At 33.0% G+C, this 18170-nt stretch carries 17 protein-coding genes; 1 reads left to right on the top strand and 16 read right to left on the bottom strand.

The genetic code is table 11. The features are described from left to right. Positions 1-255 precede the first annotated feature (255 nt). The 5 genes from IGK01_RS04325 to mltG all read right to left on the bottom strand — a co-directional run bounded on the left by IGK01_RS04325 (position 256) and on the right by mltG (position 4661). Positions 256-888 carry a response regulator transcription factor gene (locus IGK01_RS04325; RefSeq protein ID WP_010735919.1) on the bottom strand — a complete coding sequence of 211 codons (633 nt, stop codon included), beginning with the start codon at positions 886-888 and terminating at the stop codon, positions 256-258. Further along, complete coding sequence (gene liaS / locus IGK01_RS04320; protein ID WP_019723158.1) at positions 885-1958, bottom strand: two-component system sensor histidine kinase LiaS; 1074 nt, start codon at positions 1956-1958, stop codon at positions 885-887. The genes IGK01_RS04325 and liaS overlap by 4 nt, the downstream gene beginning before the upstream one ends. Further along, positions 1955-2686 (bottom strand): cell wall-active antibiotics response protein LiaF, encoded by a 732-nt coding sequence (gene liaF / locus IGK01_RS04315; RefSeq protein WP_169058656.1) that lies wholly within the window; start codon positions 2684-2686, stop codon positions 1955-1957. The genes liaS and liaF overlap by 4 nt, the downstream gene beginning before the upstream one ends. Before the next feature lie 180 nt (positions 2687-2866). Beyond that, the gene (gene greA / locus IGK01_RS04310; protein WP_010735922.1) at positions 2867-3346 is read right to left on the bottom strand and encodes a transcription elongation factor GreA; all 480 of its coding nucleotides are present in this window, start codon (positions 3344-3346) and stop codon (positions 2867-2869) included. Positions 3347-3485: 139 nt separating this feature from the next. Further along, complete coding sequence (gene mltG / locus IGK01_RS04305; RefSeq protein ID WP_010735923.1) at positions 3486-4661, bottom strand: endolytic transglycosylase MltG; 1176 nt, start codon at positions 4659-4661, stop codon at positions 3486-3488. Between the two features lie 216 nt (positions 4662-4877). Between mltG and IGK01_RS04300 the strand changes: the two genes are divergently transcribed. Beyond that, positions 4878-6032: a serine hydrolase domain-containing protein gene (locus tag IGK01_RS04300; protein WP_023519383.1), complete on the top strand. Its 1155-nt coding sequence runs from the start codon at positions 4878-4880 to the stop codon at positions 6030-6032. 111 nt (positions 6033-6143) lie between these two features. On the opposite strand, the gene IGK01_RS04295 is transcribed toward IGK01_RS04300, so the two are convergent. From IGK01_RS04295 to IGK01_RS04245, 11 genes are all read right to left on the bottom strand, one after another. After that, a complete protein-coding gene (locus tag IGK01_RS04295) occupies positions 6144-7103 on the bottom strand; it encodes an NAD-dependent epimerase/dehydratase family protein (protein ID WP_010735925.1) in 960 nt (319 codons plus the stop codon). A gap of 151 nt (positions 7104-7254) precedes the next feature. Further along, positions 7255-8679, bottom strand: a complete 1425-nt coding sequence (locus IGK01_RS04290; RefSeq protein ID WP_010735926.1) for a lipopolysaccharide biosynthesis protein — start codon at positions 8677-8679, stop codon at positions 7255-7257. A 120-nt stretch (positions 8680-8799) separates the two neighbouring features. Then, positions 8800-9861, bottom strand: coding sequence for an EpsG family protein (locus IGK01_RS04285; RefSeq protein ID WP_010735927.1), 1062 nt, complete (start codon positions 9859-9861; stop codon positions 8800-8802). Positions 9862-9872: 11 nt separating this feature from the next. Next, positions 9873-10823 carry a hypothetical protein gene (locus IGK01_RS04280; RefSeq protein WP_010735928.1) on the bottom strand — a complete coding sequence of 317 codons (951 nt, stop codon included), beginning with the start codon at positions 10821-10823 and terminating at the stop codon, positions 9873-9875. A gap of 17 nt (positions 10824-10840) precedes the next feature. Next, positions 10841-11824, bottom strand: coding sequence for a glycosyltransferase (locus tag IGK01_RS04275; RefSeq protein WP_010735929.1), 984 nt, complete (start codon positions 11822-11824; stop codon positions 10841-10843). A gap of 11 nt (positions 11825-11835) precedes the next feature. After that, positions 11836-12651, bottom strand: coding sequence for a LicD family protein (locus IGK01_RS04270; protein ID WP_010735930.1), 816 nt, complete (start codon positions 12649-12651; stop codon positions 11836-11838). Positions 12652-12663: 12 nt separating this feature from the next. Next, positions 12664-13746, bottom strand: a complete 1083-nt coding sequence (locus IGK01_RS04265; protein ID WP_034691703.1) for a glycosyltransferase family 1 protein — start codon at positions 13744-13746, stop codon at positions 12664-12666. 62 nt (positions 13747-13808) lie between these two features. After that, positions 13809-14870 carry an NAD-dependent epimerase/dehydratase family protein gene (locus IGK01_RS04260; RefSeq protein ID WP_010735932.1) on the bottom strand — a complete coding sequence of 354 codons (1062 nt, stop codon included), beginning with the start codon at positions 14868-14870 and terminating at the stop codon, positions 13809-13811. Between the two features lie 13 nt (positions 14871-14883). Beyond that, positions 14884-15600 carry an IspD/TarI family cytidylyltransferase gene (locus IGK01_RS04255; RefSeq protein WP_010735933.1) on the bottom strand — a complete coding sequence of 239 codons (717 nt, stop codon included), beginning with the start codon at positions 15598-15600 and terminating at the stop codon, positions 14884-14886. Positions 15601-15644: 44 nt separating this feature from the next. Then, a complete protein-coding gene (locus IGK01_RS04250; protein WP_104775517.1) occupies positions 15645-16685 on the bottom strand; it encodes a glycosyltransferase family 2 protein in 1041 nt (346 codons plus the stop codon). 17 nt (positions 16686-16702) lie between these two features. Continuing rightward, the gene (locus IGK01_RS04245; RefSeq protein WP_010735935.1) at positions 16703-18094 is read right to left on the bottom strand and encodes a sugar transferase; all 1392 of its coding nucleotides are present in this window, start codon (positions 18092-18094) and stop codon (positions 16703-16705) included. Positions 18095-18170: the final 76 nt, after the last annotated feature.

The following is an 18170-nucleotide window of genomic DNA, read 5'->3' as shown; positions in this document are numbered from 1 at the left end:
TTGTCCTATAATATATTAAACTATAAAAAGACCCAAATGAAAAGAACATGATAACAAAGAATTCAAAATAACAAACAATGTAATTTGTAATTAGCAAACACAAATAAATCCAAAACAAAAGTAATAACATTTTGCTTTGGATCAGGGTACTGTTTTCCCTTATCAATGTGAAAACAGGGATACTTTATAATTTATGTTCCAATTTATACTTAGCAAAAATGTGCTTACTGTTTAGATCATAAGTCATAAGTCTACTTACTTCACTAATCCATGCTTGAATGCGTATATGGCAGCTTGCGTACGATCTTCCACTTCTAATTTTGCTAAAATATTAGAAACATGTGTTTTGACTGTTTTCAAAGTAATAAACAATTCGTCTGCGATTTCTTGATTGCTCTTTCCTTCAGAGATCAACATAAGAATCTCATTTTCACGATTCGTTAAATCATCGTGCAAGATTGGCTCATTACGCCGACTCATCTTTTCCATCATTTTCGAGGTTACTTCAGGTTCAAGCACACGTTCACCTCTTTGAGTCGCGCGGATCGCATCGGCGATTTCATGGGCTGTCGATGTTTTAAGTAAGTAGCCTGTTGCGCCAGCTTCAATAGCCGGATATACTTTCTCATCATCAATAAAACTCGTGACAATAATGATTTTTGCTTCTGGCCAATCTTTGAGGATTGCTTTTGTAGATTCGATCCCGTCCATTTCTTCCATGACTAAATCCATTAGAATCACGTCCGGACGAAGTTCCATGGCTTTTTCGTAGCCTTTTCGTCCATCTTCTGCTTCTCCGATTACTTCGATATCTTCTTGGATCGACAAATAGGAAGAAACCCCTAAACGTACCATTTCATGATCATCGACTAGTAATACTTTTATCATTTTTCCGCCTCCTTTATTAAAGGAACTTTAATTTCTACACTTGTCCCTTGTCCTTTGAAACTAATGATTTTTACTGTCCCACCAATACCTGCTACACGTTCTCTAATATTGTTTAGTCCGTAGCTGCCAGTTTTTGTTTCATTCATATTGAAGCCAGTACCGTCATCGATCACTCGTAATAAAAGATTATTATCGATTTTATGCAGATACACTTCTAATTCATTTGCTTTTGCATGGCGTAACGTATTTGAAAGTAGTTCTTGAACGATCCGAAAGAGATGATCTTCAATCGAATCAGACAAAGTGATATCTTCAATATCCCATTTCAATGCAATTTGTATCTTGTTTTTTAATTCTTTTAATAATTGCTCAATCCCTTGTTTCAAACTTTTTTCTTCAAGATTGACTGGTCGCAAATGTAGTAGCAACGCACGCATTTCAGATTGTGAAGCATTGATGATATCTGCTACCATCCTTAGTTGTTTACGAAACATTTCAGGCGTATCACTTTTTTCTGCTTGTTCCGTCAGAGCAGACATCATCATCATCGCTGCAAATAATTGCTGGGAAACTGAATCATGTAGCTCACGCGCTAAACGATGTCTTTCTAATTCTAAGATTTCTTCTTTTGTTTGTCCATCGACATATTGAGGTCGACTCGTCAATATTTGAAGTTCACTTGACACTTCGATCATTTTTTCTTTGATTTTAGTGATTTCTTTTTCAATTTCTTTAACATATATATCGTCAGATGCACTTGGTAAGGAATCATTTAAAACTTTTGCTTCATAGTTACCGGAAGAAATTGCCCGTAACTGTTCTTCGATTTTCCCATAACGTGCTTTTTGTAAAAGAGAGACAATCAAAAAAACAATTAAACCGACACCTGACGAAATTGCTAGTAAGTGAAAGATCAATGGCACGTATAAAATTCTGGCACTTAATAAAGTACGCCAAAAATGAGTTTGATTACTTGCGTAAAAATAAGTAAAAAAAGAAAATAAAATGACGATAAATGAGGCGATCGAAGCATAAATAGCTAGCATCGGTCGAGAAAGTTTCTCTATCATGCTCGAATCACCTCGATATCCCCAAGTAATGTGTTCGTAATGATTTTTAAACGACGTGGATTTTCATCGTAATCGTTACTATAGATTTTAATCGACTCGTTCTTCAATGCAAATTGTTCTTCTTCAAATTGTACATTTCCTACTAACGTTGCATGTTCGAGACTGATTGCAATCCCTAAAGGAACCAAGATGCGTGTCCGACCAATTCCTTTTCTGACGATAACGATATTATCGTCTTTAGGTAACAAGGTGTTCCCTAAATCGATGATCGTATCTCCTGAAAGTAGAGCGATATTGATATCATCCCATTCATACACATCATTACCAATTCGCTGGTTACCGAATAATTGTTGTTTTTTTCGTTCATTATTGTGAGCCTTCACTTGCTCTGTTTGAACCATAATGATTTGTTTTTTTCGCCAAAAAGCATTTTTTGTTAGATCGATCCCAGAAATCTCTACACCTTTAAGACCAATGAACAAGACAGCAAAGATTGCCATTATCCATAGCGCAGGACTATTGATCAAACTGAAAAAAATAACTAGTCCGCCTAGTACAAATTGAAAATTCTGAAATCCCGATCTCGGTGATTTTCGCAATGCAAGATAGATATTAAAAATACCAAACAAAACTAACAGTAATAATTCAACATTATTTACGATTTGCCAAACGGCAAAGATCAATAGTAAGGCTTCTACTACTATAAAAAAGCGCCAAGAGCTATTCATCGCTATTCTCCTTTCCTTTTCATTCTCTTTTTTATCATACCTATTTTTGTTTCGAGATGCTATAGGACTTTAGATGTAACTATCGCTTTCTACAGCAAAAGGCCTGGGACTTTGTGTCATGGTCCCAGACCTTTTTGTATAGACAAACCAATAATTGATTATCTGTGTCTAAATGTCAACTTATGCTTGCGCGACCTTGACGATTTTTACTTGCATATCGCCACCAGGTGTTGAAATCGTTACTTCATCATTTTTATATTTGCCGATCAAGGCTTGTGCAATCGGTGAATCATTTGAGATTTTTCCTGAGAAAGGATCTGCCTCAGCACTTCCCACGATCGTATACTCTTCTTCTTCACCATCTGGTAACTCAATGAACGTCACTGTTTTACCAATAGATACTTCATCCGAATCAACGCCATCATTGTCAATGATCTGTGCAAAACGGATCATATTCTCGATTGTCGTGATACGTCCTTCTACGAAAGCTTGTTCATCTTTAGCTGCCTCATATTCTGAGTTCTCAGATAAATCACCAAAGCCACGGGCAATTTTGATTCGTTCAATGATTTCTCCCCGTTTAACTGTTTTTAATTCTTCTAATTCTTGCTCTAACTTCGCTTTTCCTTCAAGCGTCATAGGATATACTTTTTCTACCATGTATAACTCTTCTCCTTTTTCTATGGAATACCGCAAAAGGTAATCTTTTACGGACTACAGTCCAAAAAAGATTACCATGCTTTTTCTAAAATGTAAATGTTTTTCTAAAAATAAATAAAGTTACAGCCAGCGCTCAATTTTAATTATTTACGTATTTTTGTACTAATTCCATATGCTCTTCATATGTTTTTGCAAAATAAACCTCACCTGTAGAGATATCTGCGACAAAATAATAATAATCATTCTCTGCTGGTTCAACCACAGCTTGGATAGCTGCTTCACTCGGGCTATTGAACGGTCCTGGACCATATCCCTTATTTGTATAAAGATTATATGGTGAATCGACTGCCGTATCTTCATAAGAGACAAATTCTTTGTGTTCATCTAACGCATATAAAATAGAAATATCTGATTGTAATGGCATCCCTATGTCAATCCGATTATAGAAAACTCTGGCAATATTTTTACGATCTGATTCAGATACCCCTTCTTTTTCGATCAATGAAGCAAGTGTCATGATTTCTTGAACCGTATGATTTTGCTGCTTGATCGTTGAGAAGTATGGTTGTAACACGGTATTCGTTTTATCGACCATCTGAATGATCAGATCTTTGAGTGACATATCTTTATAGTAATCATAAGTCGCTGGGAATAAGTAACCTTCTAAGCGATACTTGGTGTTTTCTGCCTTAGCTGCACTTTCTAATAAATCAGGATATTTTTGGGTCAATTCCGTGAAAAAGGCTTCGTTTTTTAGTAGATCTAAAAATTCCTGCTTATCTTTCCCAGTGATTTTTGCTACTCGTTCTGCAATCTGCTCTGCATCAAATCCCTCTGGTATCGTGATCTTCCCATCTGCCACTTCTGTAGGTTCTGAGGTTCCACCTTCTTGGAGCTCTTTACCGATTTCATCTAACGTCATGTTAGGGGCTAATTGGTAGAAGCCAGCCTGAAAGCCAGTCATATTTTTAAATTTTGTATAATAATTAAATACGATACCGCTCTTGATGATATGGTCTTGTTCTAAAATCTCTCCGATTTGCTTATTTGAAGAACCACTAGGGATTTCGATTGAAACCAATTGTTCATTCTCTGGGTCTAAAGGTTTTAAGCCACTATCAATATAGCGATAGACCGTAAAACCAAATACACATCCAATAATTAGCAACGTAAGCGCAATCACTAAAATAATTTTTCCTACGATTTTATCTTCTTTTTTACGTAGGTCTTTTCGCTTACTGACTACATCTGTCGAATCAGTTGCATTCTTTTGTCGTCGTCTCTTCTCATCTGGATGTTGTTTGTTTTCTGACAAAACAACTCCTCCTTACTATCAACTTCATAACTTTATTCATTATACATGAAATTCAGGCGGAGGTGAATTATTTTTAACAATTCTTATGTCAAAATTGTAAGTAGTAAATCGATTATCTTCGGCTTAAAATAGAAAATAAAATAATTCTTATTTACTAAATAACAATAATCTGCTTATTTAAATCACTAAGCTCTTTGACAGGAAGGATTGATGTACATGAACACAAGGAAACATTTAAGAAGAAAACAAGCTTCCCATTTTTCTTTTTCTCAAAAAATCTGCTTATTCATTTTAGTCGTCACTATTGGGATTATCACTTGGGCTACCTATGAAATGGCCCAGTCAAGAGTATCCGCCTCGATTCAAGTGGCAAACGATTCCCTAGATTTGACCAAAGATGAACAGGTCCTTGCCGATCAAATCGACCAATTATTACAAAAAAATGATTATGTCGGATCTGTCTATATTCGTAAAAACAATCGAGTGATCCTTGAAAAGGGCTACGGATACGCTAACGAAGAAGCACAGCAACCAAATACTCCATCTTTGTATTATCAAATTGGCTCGATCCAAAAAGCAATGACTGCACTACTGATTCTAAAACAAGTTGATATAGGGAAACTTTCTCTAGATACAAAACTGGATAAATTTTATCCCCAAATCAACGGTAGCAATAAAATCACGATCAAAGACTTATTATATATGCGATCAGGATTGAAAAAAACAGCTTCTCCGACCGTACCGATGAATGACCAAGAGGTGATCCAGTTTGCCCTAGACCATCTCGAATATACCAATGATCAAAGTTACAAATATGAACCATTGAATTTCACGTTACTAACAGGTATTTTAATGAAATTAACTCATCAGCCATACGAAAAGTTGGTGTATGACCAAATCATCACTCCTTTACAATTAAAACAGACGACCTTCTATGACCAAGTCAAAAACACTTCAGAACACGCAGTCTCTTATCAAATGAGTCCAGACGATGATTATCATCAAGCTTTGACTGAATCTGAAACAGATATACGTAATGAATTAGGAACTGGAAATATCAGTATGTCCGTCTATGACTTGAATGAATTTTTTACAAAAGTATTAAAAGGAAAATTGATTCCACAAGATTTACTTTTTTCTCTTTGGGGAAAGAATTTGAATGGACGTCCATATAACGGCGGGGTCTACAGTGGGAGAGATACCATATTTGCTCAAGGAAACATCAATCGTTTCCATGCGGTATTAGCAATGAAAAAAGATACCTCTGATGCAGTTGTATTAGAAAGTAATATCCAAGCCGATAAAAAATATAAAACAACAGCCACCGATCTTAGAGATCAGATTTATAAATTGATGGGAAATGATGAATAAGCAATTTGCTTACCTGTCATCTGTGATAATTGAATAAGAATGAAGAAAACCTTGTATAAGTAATTTGGCTTGATACAAGGTTTTCTCAGTTGTTCCCTAGATATAGAAATTTTATGATTTTGTCATATTTATTTCTGTTGCTAAATATTTTCTCATGCCATCTAGTATGCTATGTTTAGGTTGGTAACCAAGGGTTGAAAGCTTAGTGATATCAGCTAAAGAGTCATGGATATCTCCTGCTCTCTCCTCTTGATAATCTAACAGTAATTCAACTTCAAGAATCTGATTGATTGTCTGGATCAACTCAAGTAAAGTTGTACTGTTTCCCGTTCCAACATTGAATTGTTGCCCTAATGCTTTTTCTTCTTTTGAAACAAGTAATAAAGCTTGCACAACATCTTCGACATAGACAAAATCTCTTGATTGACTCCCATCGCCGAATAAAGTAAATGACGCTTTTTCACCTGCAAGTTGCTTTTTATAGCGATCCACTAAAATCGAGATCACCCCACTATATGGCGAATTTGGATTTTGATTTGGACCGTATACGTTGAAGAAACGTACCGCAGTTCCTGGCACATCATACAAATGGCAATAATCAAGTACATATTGTTCAGCGGCAAATTTATCAATAGCATAAGGCGTCAACGGTCGAATAACTGACTCTTCTTTTTTAGGTAGTGTTGGTTCATCTCCATAAACAGCTGCAGAAGAGCTAAATACAATACGCTTTAAATTTGGCTGATACTTACGAATCAACTCAAGTAACATCAAGACACTATCAAAATTCACTCGATGAGTTTCCAACGGCCGTTCAACGGAATCAGCAACACTAGCTATAGCAGCTAAATGAAAGATATAGTCAAACTGGTGAGATTGCAAAATCTTTTCCATTTTTTGCTTATCACTGACATCACCTTCAATAAAAGTGATTTTTTTTGTTTGATCTAAATTCTCTCTATTCCCCATTGATAAATCATCAATAACTACAATATCGTTATGATCTCCTAGATGATTTGCCATTGTTGAACCGATAAACCCGGCTCCACCGGTAATTAATATTTTATCCACTTTATTCACTCCAATTATTTATTAAAAAATATAAACCTATTTTACCATGATAAGATATTGAACACTATGCATTGTAATCGAAAACGTCTCGTAGAAAATAAAATATTTTTTACGAGACGTTTTTATGAATGATTTTATACAGAAATTTAGATTAACGTTCTTTTAGTAAAATACGAAAATCTTTATAGCTAGCAATAATTGATCGATGTATAAAAGCAAGATATACAATATAAATAACGACGTATACAACCATGCTTGCGAAGGATGCATTGAATAGTACGTTACTTAAAATAAATAGCACAGTTAATAATGTTTCAATAACATGCTTCCAACCTATTGTTAATCGCAAATCTTTGTATAAGAAAAATTCAGCCAGATTACAACGTAGGGCCAAACTAATTAAAATGAGTAAAACAGTCAAATCTAAATTTCCAACAATGAAAATCACAAATAAAGACGCAAGTAATGTTACTCCTAACGTAATGATATTTACAAATAAAATCGTTTTTTCTTTTCTCAAAGTTTTTAGATACGTATTGATCAGTAATGACATTCTTCCTTCATAAATGACAATTGGGAATAAAATCCCCATAAACCTAAGACTTTCTGCATATTCCGGTAACCATAAACTTAAAATGATTTTTGCAGGAATATAAAATATTAGTAATCCGTACGTTAATGGGACAAACAATCCTCTAAGAATTCGAAACAATTCAGGCAATCTCTCTTTATTCGTCCTTCTTAATAAAGGAAACATAACAATGCCAATGGCATTGATGAACGTCAAAAACATATTTGAAAGGCTTAGTGTGAATGACAACTTACCAAATGTTTCGATTGTCCATTTTTGTTGCACAAAAAAACGGATTGTTCCAATAATCAGCATACTCGCAATATTACTAATCATTAATTTACTACCAATATTGATATTATCTAATATTTCTGGGAATAAAACTCGTAAATTGATTAATTTGACATTTAACATATCTTTAATCAAAGACATTCCCCATAATGTTACCAACAATTTAGAAAGGATATCTAATAAAATCAACCAGAAAAAATTTCTACCACCTAAAGAAAAGTAAATAGCAATAAATAAAACATATAGATATCGATCATTTCTTGATAGTTGTGCATACTCTTTGATTCGATTCGTCGATTGTAAAATATATAAAACAAATGTTTTTATAATCGTCACGACTGACACTATTGCTGTTAAGATAAGTATGACTGATTGCTCAGAATGAGGAAGAAACAACCAGGCCCATATAGCTACAAAGAAAGATAAGAATAGTTCAAAGATCATTAGATACCAAAACTGTGTACCCAAATCTCGTTTATTCAACTGATCATATTCTTCTCCGCCAATTTTTAAGTAGATGCCATCAATCCAACCAAAATGTAGAAAACCTACATAAGACGAATAAAAAACATAAAGTTGCCAATAGCTATATTCAGTAACACCTAAAAGTTTTGGCACAAATAGATTTAATAGCACTGATATTCCTAAAGTAGCAAAATTTGCAGCTACAGTATAGTATAAGTTTTTCATTACGTTTCTTGCTTTATCATTCATTATTAATACCTACTTTGTCATACTATTTAATAAAACCATCTTATATATAGTGCTTGTGCCTCTATATTTCTTACAAATTAACCTTAGTAGTATTTAAGCTAATCTATTGAATACTATTAATTATTTAAAGAATATCGTATTGTATGGGACATATGAATTATATGCTCCAGAAACAATAAAAATCAAAATAAATATACAGAAGCTGAACAAAATAAAAGTTATTAAAAATAGAAATTTATTTTTAAAAAGTTTCTCCAATACAATGGGTACGATAAAAATTTCTACTGTTGAAAATATTGTACTGATTCTTCCACCAATTGTTGCTAAAGGTCCGAAACACACTAACAGAATCGTCGATAAGCAATATAAAGACAATATTATATTAAAGTTTTCTGTAAAAACTGTATTGTTGTTTTTTACGAAAATAGTTGCGCCAATCAGTATGACTAATTGCATTATGAATACCGGATTAAAAATCCAACTACCTTGTGCATAGTACCCAGATAAGTAACCATAGTAACGATCTGGAATCATAAACCTAAATAAATTTGGGAAAAAGAAAATGATTCCTACAAATGCGCTAGATGAAATCAGAAATATTTCTTTAGGGACGTTGATCTCTTTAACAATCTGTACGAAAAGATACGCAGGAATAATAAAAATAGAAACAATATGAAATAATGAACCTACTAACGAAAGTAGAATAATATTTCTTAAATTTCTTTTTTTGAACGCTGGTAAAGCCAATAAGAATATGATAGCCACAATAGAAGATCTTATTTGCCCCATATCACGTACTAGAAAAAATCTAGAGTAGTAATAGAGTAGTGCAATTGATGGAACCGGAAAATAATTATTAAGTGCATAAGCGAGCAATAACATGCTTATTATAGAAAATAATAAGATAAAAGTTGAAAAATTCATTCCTAGCTCACGTACGATATAATTTAATAAAAGATACCCAGGTTCTGCATCAATACTACCATCGAATATTTTATCCCAATTAATTAACCTATCAAAAAAATTGTTATAGGAAGAAAAATCATATCCCGTAGAAAATCTAAAACCTGCTAAACACGTTAAAAATACGATACCAGCATAAAAAAATATTTTTTTTCTAGTAAAATATTCCAAAACTGACAATACCGCTAGCAGTGCGAATGTTCCTACATAAATGTACAATGCTGTTCTCCTTATATATAGATTATTTTAATGATATTAGTTAAAGCTTTTGCAATCTCTAATTGTTCTCTATACCATTTTTTTGTCGTATTTTTCTTAAAACAAACAATTAAAATTTCATCTGGTTTAAACGACACAGGCTCAATAATATGATTCAAATTTGAATAAATATTTGTATCATCGTGCTTGAAAATTTTATTTTTATCAATGGTATTATTTTCTTCTAAAACCAAAAATTTATTTTCAGATGTGCCATTCAATAGTGAATTGATAATATTTAGTTTTTCTTCTACTGTTGATAAGTCTAAGGAATTGATATCAATCGCTTGAACATCATTTCCCAGTGTGAATTTTTGCGTGATAACTTTGGTTCTGTACTCTTTCCAACTTACTAAAAGAGTTCCTAGACCCAATGTAATAACTATCATTACTAATACTAATAAAATGATTTTTTTTGTACTAATTCCTTCACTCACTTGTGCTGGCAATGTTTTATTATATTGGATATCTTTGTTGATATAATAGAACGTTTTATTATCAAAAAATGGTAACTCGTTATTAGTCATTTCCTTTTGCAATAATTCAGATATTTGTTTTTGTTCTTGCTCTGGGACATCATCTGTAAACTGAACATCAATCGTGTTTTGGATATCATTGTATCCTACACTTAATTTTTCAAGTGTCTCATCTGAAAATTGATTTTTTTCCTGTAAACTAGTTAAAAATACTTGTTTTACAGCCCCTGAAGCAGTCATGATGTTACCTTGACTATTTTCTAAAATAAATGAGAATAATGGACGATTTATTTGATTATTATTTTCAATCTTACTTTGAGAATAATTTGAATAGAAGAATAACCCACCTACAAGAAGTAAACTTACTATAAATGAAACAACATATACTTTTAAATGATCTCTAAAAAAAGAATATATATCTTTAGGCGACAGACTATTATTGGACATGTATTTTCCTCCATTTATTACCGGTATTTTTTATTCACTCTGCTTTTTGTAAAGTATAAGATATCAGCTAGAAAAGAATGCAAAACTGTATAAGAGTTCCAAGATGTCAACACAGCCATTGGTTTATCTTCTTCGATAATCTTTAATCTTGTTTCTAATTCCTTTAATAAAGCTTTCAATGTTTTTATTTTATACTCTTTATTTGGCACATCAACTCGTTGAACAAAATTCAAATTTGATTCTGTTAGAATTTTTAATAACTCCAGTTTTCCTAAACGTATATTTTTCTTAGTTTCTGCAGTTTTTTCTGTTTCTTCATTTTCAATTTGCATGGCACTACTTCCATGTTTTCGCCATAATCCTGTTTTTTCATCTAGTAGATATAACTTGTCTGTTAAAACACCTGTAGACCACATCGCCATATCATGAACTGGATAAAGTGATGTTTCGAGAAACTCATCGAAAGTCGGAATAAAGTCTTTTTGAAAAGCATAAACCCATCCTGGTCGATTTAAAAATACATTTTTTTTAGAAAAATAAATATAATCATTTGGTTGTTTTGTCGGTATCTTTCTCTTTTCACATGGATAAGAGACACCATTTTCTTCAAGTAGCTCATCATAATTAGAAACTAGTACTTTTATATTTTCCGGGTCCGACATAATCTTTTCAGACATATGTTTAATTTTGTGCGGGTACCAAATATCATCTTGGTCACTAAAAAAAATCACATCCCCCTTTGCTTGGTGAATCAAGCGGATGAAATTTTCTCTCCAACCGATGTTTACCTCATTGATCAACAACTGCCATCCAGATAATTGGTTTTCTTCTATAAAATTAGTTACGATCTCAACCGTGCGATCGGTTGAACCATCATCACATAATAATACTTCATCAGGCATACGTTCTTGATTTTTGATTGATTCTAATTGTTCAATGATATTTTTTTCACCATTATAAGTCGGCATAATCACTGAAACTGTAAAAGATTTATCTCTCATATTTATATTACCTACTTTTCTTTCTTATGTCTTTTTATTTTATAGTGATCTCCTTTTTGCTTTTCTAAAGGTGGCAATTGCATGTAATCTCCATATAGACTCTCTAAATAAACTTTGTAATTTTTTGGGATCGATAACTTCGCGTCTTCAAACTCTACATAGATAGCTTCAGAAAAAGTACTAGATGGCAAAAATTCTCTCACTCCATAAATTGTTGATACACTTACTCCTTTTAAACTAGAATCAATCTGTCGCTCATTCGTAATTTTAGCGAGTTGATCCATCTTCCTAGCAAAGTGATTCGCACCCTTACGTCTAGCATACTTAGCAATCATTTTTTTGATAAAAATAAATTTTTCTTCTGGTTTAAACTTTTTCTTACTCTCTGCACCTCTAAAAACATCTAATAACTTCATTCTTTTTACTAAAAATTTTTGGCTAAAAGTTTTTTCTGGTACAGAATCAATCGGAAAAATATCTAAAAATAATCCATGCTGGGCAACTCGATAATCATCATCGATATACGTTCGTGTATCGTTTATTTTTGTAAAAGCATATTCCCATTTATTATCGATTTCTAAAGCTTTTAATTCTAGAAAATCTGGCAATTTATGTGCTAAGCTGATAAGTTTATTGTAATCTTTTCTTGGCATAATGATGTCTGCATCATCATCCCATGGAATAAAACCTTTATGTCTAATGGCCCCTAGTAAGGTTCCTCCAGCTAAAAAATATGTCATATCGTGTTCTTGACAAAACTGATCAAAAAATTTTAATAAATCTAGCAAACCTTCATGGATTTCTTTTGTACTTAAATAATCAGACATTGTTTACTCCCTCTAATAAACCTTATATACCTTTAACATTTGTTGTAATGTATGGCTAACATCATATTCCATTAATTCTTGTGTTATTTCATTATTCAAAGGCTGACTTAAAATTGCTTCACACCAAGTTGCCTTAGCTTCATCAAGACCAATAAAAGTAACGTTTGGAGTCAATTTCGTGTCTGGAGAAATCGTACTCGATAATACGAGTTTTTTTCTACTTGCCTGAGCCTCTAAGCCGACCATTGGAAGACCTTCGTACAAAGATGTCATACAAAATACATCCATAGCTTGAAACAACTCTGGAATGTCGTTTCTTTCACCTAGCAAGTACACATTTTTTGATAGGCTCAATTCAGTTATTTGTTTCTCTAAACTTTTTTGCAACGAACCCGCTCCAACAATCAACAATTTTGCATCTGGTTTCTTTTGTAATAGTTCGCTAACGATATCAATGAGATAGGTTTGATTTTTTTGCTTTTCGAGACGTCCAATATTCCCGATAACAAAATCATTTGGGGAAAGTCCCAGCTCCGCTCTTTTCTCCGCACGTACATCTTCATCCGTCTTATACAATGATAAATCAATACCATTATGAATAATCTCATAAGGATGACCTTGAAATAAGCTATCTCCAGCTTCTTTACTAACAGCTAAAAAATCAGTTGCTTCTTTAATAAGTAAATGATGTAAATATTTCCTTAGTAAATTCATTAAAAAATTAGACGATTTTCCGTCACTAGTGGCATGACTATGTGCTATTCGTTGTGTTATTCCTCGTTTTCTAGCTAATACCAGGTTGATACCTCCGCCAAAATACACTTCATTATGAACGATATCGAAATGCTGTTCTGCTAAAAGTTTTCTAACCTCAAACCAATACTTTATGATGTTTTTTTTAGGATTAGTCACTACAAATATTCTTCCACCCAGTTTTTTTATCTCTTCATGATAATCTGTCACATGTGCAAAATCATCATAAATCAAAAAATCGAACTGTACTTTACGACGGTCGATTCTTCTATATAGATTCATCATGAAGGATTCGGCTCCACCCTTGCCCATTCTCCCCTGAAAATGTAACACTCTTTTCACTTTGTTCACTTGATCACCTATTTTTCTATATTTAATACTCTATAACGGTTAAAAGTATAGAATTATTTTGAGATACTTTCTGATAAGATATCCAAAGTATTCTTAAATCCATCTTTTGCATCAAAAAATGCTTTCCATCCTAAAGCACTCAGCTTTTCGCTATTCAAACTCGAGTTATTCATAGGATTGAATTGTTTTGCTTCACCTGCAGTAGGCAAATCAAACTCCAAATCAACATTCCCAATTTCCGCAATCTTTTTAGCCATCTCTGCAATACTGATAATTGAACATGGATTGGATATATTGTAGGCTTCTCCAGGATTTCCTTTAACAAGTGCATATAGCATGGCAGTAGCACAATCCAGACTATAAGTATAGGATCTTATTTGGCTACCTGTGCTTTTCATAATAATTTTTTTACCTTTCAAAGCATCTAAAACAAATGCTGAGGAAACACGTTTATCTTCTTGTTTTGCTGAAGGACCATAAATATGTCCTGGACGAACAATTACACTCTTGACTGAGTATTCTTTTAAATAACTAACACATAATGTTTCAGCTGCACGTTTCCCCATAGAATAAGAAGATCGTGGATTCAATAGGTCAATATAACCATAATCAGATTCAAGTAAAGGTCTATCTGTACTAAATTCTCCGTAGACTTCACTTGATGATACATATAACAGTCTATCAACTTGTTCTTTCTTTGAAAATTCCAATAATGAATTCAGCCCAAAAATATTGCCTTGCATTGTCTCTACAGGTTTTTCTGAATAAAGTTCAGGACTCGCATGACTCGCGCCATGAATAATATAATCTACTTTATTAGTAAAAGTGAACTCTTTCGTCGCATCATACAATACTGGTACAATGCATTTACTTGCCGAATAAGTAGAAAAACGTGTTTTTAATCTTTCGATATTTCTTCCAAGAGTATATACTGTCATCTGCAAATCAAGTTCTTGATTAGCGATAATCAATAAATCGACCACCGCAGAACAAATCAATCCGCTTGCTCCTGTGATCATGACAGATTTATCTTTGAATTTTTGAAATATATCAGTAGTTTTTTGAACACACATTTTTAGATTTGAAAGATAAGTTTCGTTTTCTAATAGATTCATTTTCTTACCTTCCTTACTTGATCCAGTCATCATTTGTTGAATTCAATAATGCTTTAAAAATTTCTAAATCTTCTAAAGTAGTGATTTTTAAATTTTTCTCTGATCCAGGTGAAAAGTAAGATTTTTTTCCTAAAACTTGCATCAACTGACATGAAGCTGCCATATCATTAATTCCCTTTTCTTCTGCTAATTGGTAGGTTTCGATAATTTCACCTAATTGATACGTGTGCGGTGTTTGTGTACGAACTAAAAGATCTCGATTCAATGAATTTACTGAACTTGTCTCTCCTTTTTCTTCTAATGTGAAAACAACTTCTGTACAAGGAATAACAGCTACAGCATTTCCATTTTCTTTATAAACTGCAATACTCTCACTGATGATTTTTTCACTGACCATAGGTCGATTACCATCATGGATCAATACAACATCATCTTTTGCTCTTTTTTTGTAGATTTCTTTCAATCCATTATAAATTGATTCTTGTCCAGAATTACCACCTTCAACAATATACTTTAGTTTTGTGATATTGAATTGCTTAGCATAAGCAGTCAGCATTTCTTCCCAACCTTTTAAAATAACCACACAAATTTCATCAATCTCTGGATGTTCTTCAAAAGCTTTCAGTGTATAAACTAGGATTGGAATATTATTCACATGGATGAATTGCTTTGGAATATCTTGTCCTGTTCTAGTTCCAGTACCTGAAGCAGTTAATAAAGCAATATTCATAAAATGTTTTTCTCCTTTTCGTGATCTTAACTAACTGTAAGAACTTAATATTTTCTTTTTAATAAAGCGATTAATCGCGGGCTAATTCGCTGAATCTTATTTGCAAAAATAATAGTATGATAAGCGATTGTACTTGGTAGGTTGAAATAAAACTTTGTCAATTTTTTAATGATCGAATCAGTACACGCAATCGAGCGCGCTTCTCTTATTACATCACTATTTAAAATTTCTTTTATTGCATGTCTCTTTTCAATATTAGTTAACTGATACGTTTCAGCAATCGATAAAAGAACTGACGTTGTTCCTTTTAACAAAAGGGAAGCCATTCCTGCTTTATTATTATTATTTGTCACTTCATTTGCTCGTAAATAAAAGTCTTCAAATGTTTGAAACTTATTTTTATTATATTTATTTGTTATTCCTTTGCCACCTTGGAATTCATAGGTATAAACAATACTAGGATTCATTAGGACCTCATCACAGTATTCAAAATAATCTAAATTAAAAATTCGATCTTCACAACTACTATAATTTTTGAATCGAACACTATATTTTTCTAACAAATCTTTACGGTAGCATTTATTCCAAACAACATACATCAGTTGCTGATTCATCAATGTGTACATGTCTTGCAAAAATTCTTCTCGTTTCGTATATCTATGTTCGGTGACCTGATTTATCTTTTCAGAGATTACTTTTTCATCATCAATAGTTCGAAATATGAAGGAACTCACAATCAAATCAGCATTCGGTTGTTTTTTCAAAAGTTGTTCATATTCTTTTAATACTGCTCGATTCGGAGTGTCATCTGCATCAAAAAAGAGGATGTATTCCCCCCTCGCACGATTGAGCCCCTCATTACGTGCAAATCCTGGTCCTTGGTTTTTAGTTGTCACCCATTGAAACTTAGGATTTTTGTCGACTAATTGATGGATCAACTGTTCTGTTTTATCCGTAGAGCCATCATTCACTAATATCACTTCATAATCATTAAATTCTAACGATTGCAATCTATTAATCGAACGCTCGATCGTATCTTCGGCATTATAGACAGGAACGATAATACTGAAAATCGGTTTTTTCATTTTTCAGCTCCTCTAACTCAACTATAAATTTTTTCTTGGGGAAAATCTATTTCTTTTAATGAGCTGGCATTTTCATCCTCTTCTAACCCTTGGGAAGACATTTTATCAAAAAGGATCTTGATCGTTTGCAATAAGATCTTTAGATCCATCATTAACGAATATTTTTTGATATACAACAAATCAAAGCGTAACTTGCTGTTATAGTCAGAAACATATTTCCCATATACTTGAGCATAGCCGGTGATGCCTGCACGGACATTATGTCTCAAATAATAATAAGGATTTTCTGCATTGAATTGATCCACAAAGAAAGGTCTTTCTGGGCGTGGACCGACGATCGACATATCGCCTTTTAACACATTAAAAATCTGTGGCAATTCATCAAAACGTACAGCACGAATAAATTTACCGACTGGTGTTACTCGAGCATCATTACTTTTCGCTAAGACAGGTCCTGATTTTGCTTCCGCTGTCGCTGTCATTGACCGGAATTTATAGATTGAAAATTCTTTTTGATTTTTAGTGATACGGACTTGTTTATAGATCACTGGTCCTGGTGAAGTCACTTTGACTAGTATTGCTGTAAGCAACATGAAAGGTGATGCAAGGATCAGTAAGATAAAGGAAATGATAATGTCGAATAAGCGTTTGAACAATTCATCTTCTGGTTGTATCTTGAAACCAGAAGCTTCAATGATACTTTCATCTTCAAAGTTCATAATGTTTGGATTGATCATTGTTAAATTCTCAAAAGTCGTATTCAAAAATAATTTTTTTTCCTTCTTAGTAACTAATTGATAAATCTTGATTTTTTCATTTTCTTCAATATGTGATGACAAGTAGACGATATCGATCGTATCGATCATCTTCTTGATGTTTTCATAATAGTTATCGATAACGACCGCTTCAACTTTATGTTTATTATTTTTTTTAGATTGGAAATTTTGGATTGCTGGAGCAACATCTTTTTCAAGTCCAACGATCACTACTTTCTTGTCTCTACTGACTTTCAAATATAATTTGTAGACCAAGATGCGGTATAAGCTCAGTAAAACTGTTCCTACTACCAAAGATAAAAGAATAACTGCCCGTGGAAAGGCAAACCATCTACCAGCGAAAGTCACCACCATTACACCTAAAGACATCAATACTTGCCCTATTACAGTCACAAATATAATGTCACTGATCATCCGATTATAGAAGACGTATGCCCCTAATAAAATATTCAAGACGATAAAGATGATAGATATAAACACTGCAGAATGTTGAAAGGTCTCAAAATTCCGTGTGGGAATTTCTCCTTGAAATTTCAATAAAAAACTTATATATATCGCTGCATTGTAAACTAAGACATCCAGCATGATAATGAATATCCGACGAGCAACATTCCATTCTCCATTTTTATTCATGTATACACTCTCCTAACCACAAAATAATACCTCTATCATCTTACCATAGCACACTTTAAAAACATAGTGAATAACC

The organism is Enterococcus sp. AZ080 (assembly GCF_051714945.1).
GTDB classification, from domain to species: Bacteria; Bacillota; Bacilli; order Lactobacillales; family Enterococcaceae; genus Enterococcus_B; species Enterococcus_B pernyi.
This window is presented reverse-complemented; position numbering and strand designations above follow the sequence as displayed.

Coding starts and splice junctions, on each gene's coding strand:
- IGK01_RS04270 (WP_010735930.1), bottom strand. CDS start 12,651: ATGTCTGATTATTTAAGTACAAAAGAAATCCATGAAGGTTTGCTAGAT.
- IGK01_RS04325 (WP_010735919.1), bottom strand. CDS start 888: ATGATAAAAGTATTACTAGTCGATGATCATGAAATGGTACGTTTAGGG.
- IGK01_RS04255 (WP_010735933.1), bottom strand. CDS start 15,600: ATGAATATTGCTTTATTAACTGCTTCAGGTACTGGAACTAGAACAGGA.
- IGK01_RS04260 (WP_010735932.1), bottom strand. CDS start 14,870: ATGAATCTATTAGAAAACGAAACTTATCTTTCAAATCTAAAAATGTGT.
- IGK01_RS04280 (WP_010735928.1), bottom strand. CDS start 10,823: ATGTCCAATAATAGTCTGTCGCCTAAAGATATATATTCTTTTTTTAGA.
- greA (WP_010735922.1), bottom strand. CDS start 3,346: ATGGTAGAAAAAGTATATCCTATGACGCTTGAAGGAAAAGCGAAGTTA.
- liaS (WP_019723158.1), bottom strand. CDS start 1,958: ATGATAGAGAAACTTTCTCGACCGATGCTAGCTATTTATGCTTCGATC.
- IGK01_RS04300 (WP_023519383.1), top strand. CDS start 4,878: ATGAACACAAGGAAACATTTAAGAAGAAAACAAGCTTCCCATTTTTCT.
- IGK01_RS04250 (WP_104775517.1), bottom strand. CDS start 16,685: ATGAAAAAACCGATTTTCAGTATTATCGTTCCTGTCTATAATGCCGAA.
- IGK01_RS04245 (WP_010735935.1), bottom strand. CDS start 18,094: ATGAATAAAAATGGAGAATGGAATGTTGCTCGTCGGATATTCATTATC.
- liaF (WP_169058656.1), bottom strand. CDS start 2,686: ATGAATAGCTCTTGGCGCTTTTTTATAGTAGTAGAAGCCTTACTATTG.
- IGK01_RS04275 (WP_010735929.1), bottom strand. CDS start 11,824: ATGAGAGATAAATCTTTTACAGTTTCAGTGATTATGCCGACTTATAAT.
- IGK01_RS04290 (WP_010735926.1), bottom strand. CDS start 8,679: ATGAATGATAAAGCAAGAAACGTAATGAAAAACTTATACTATACTGTA.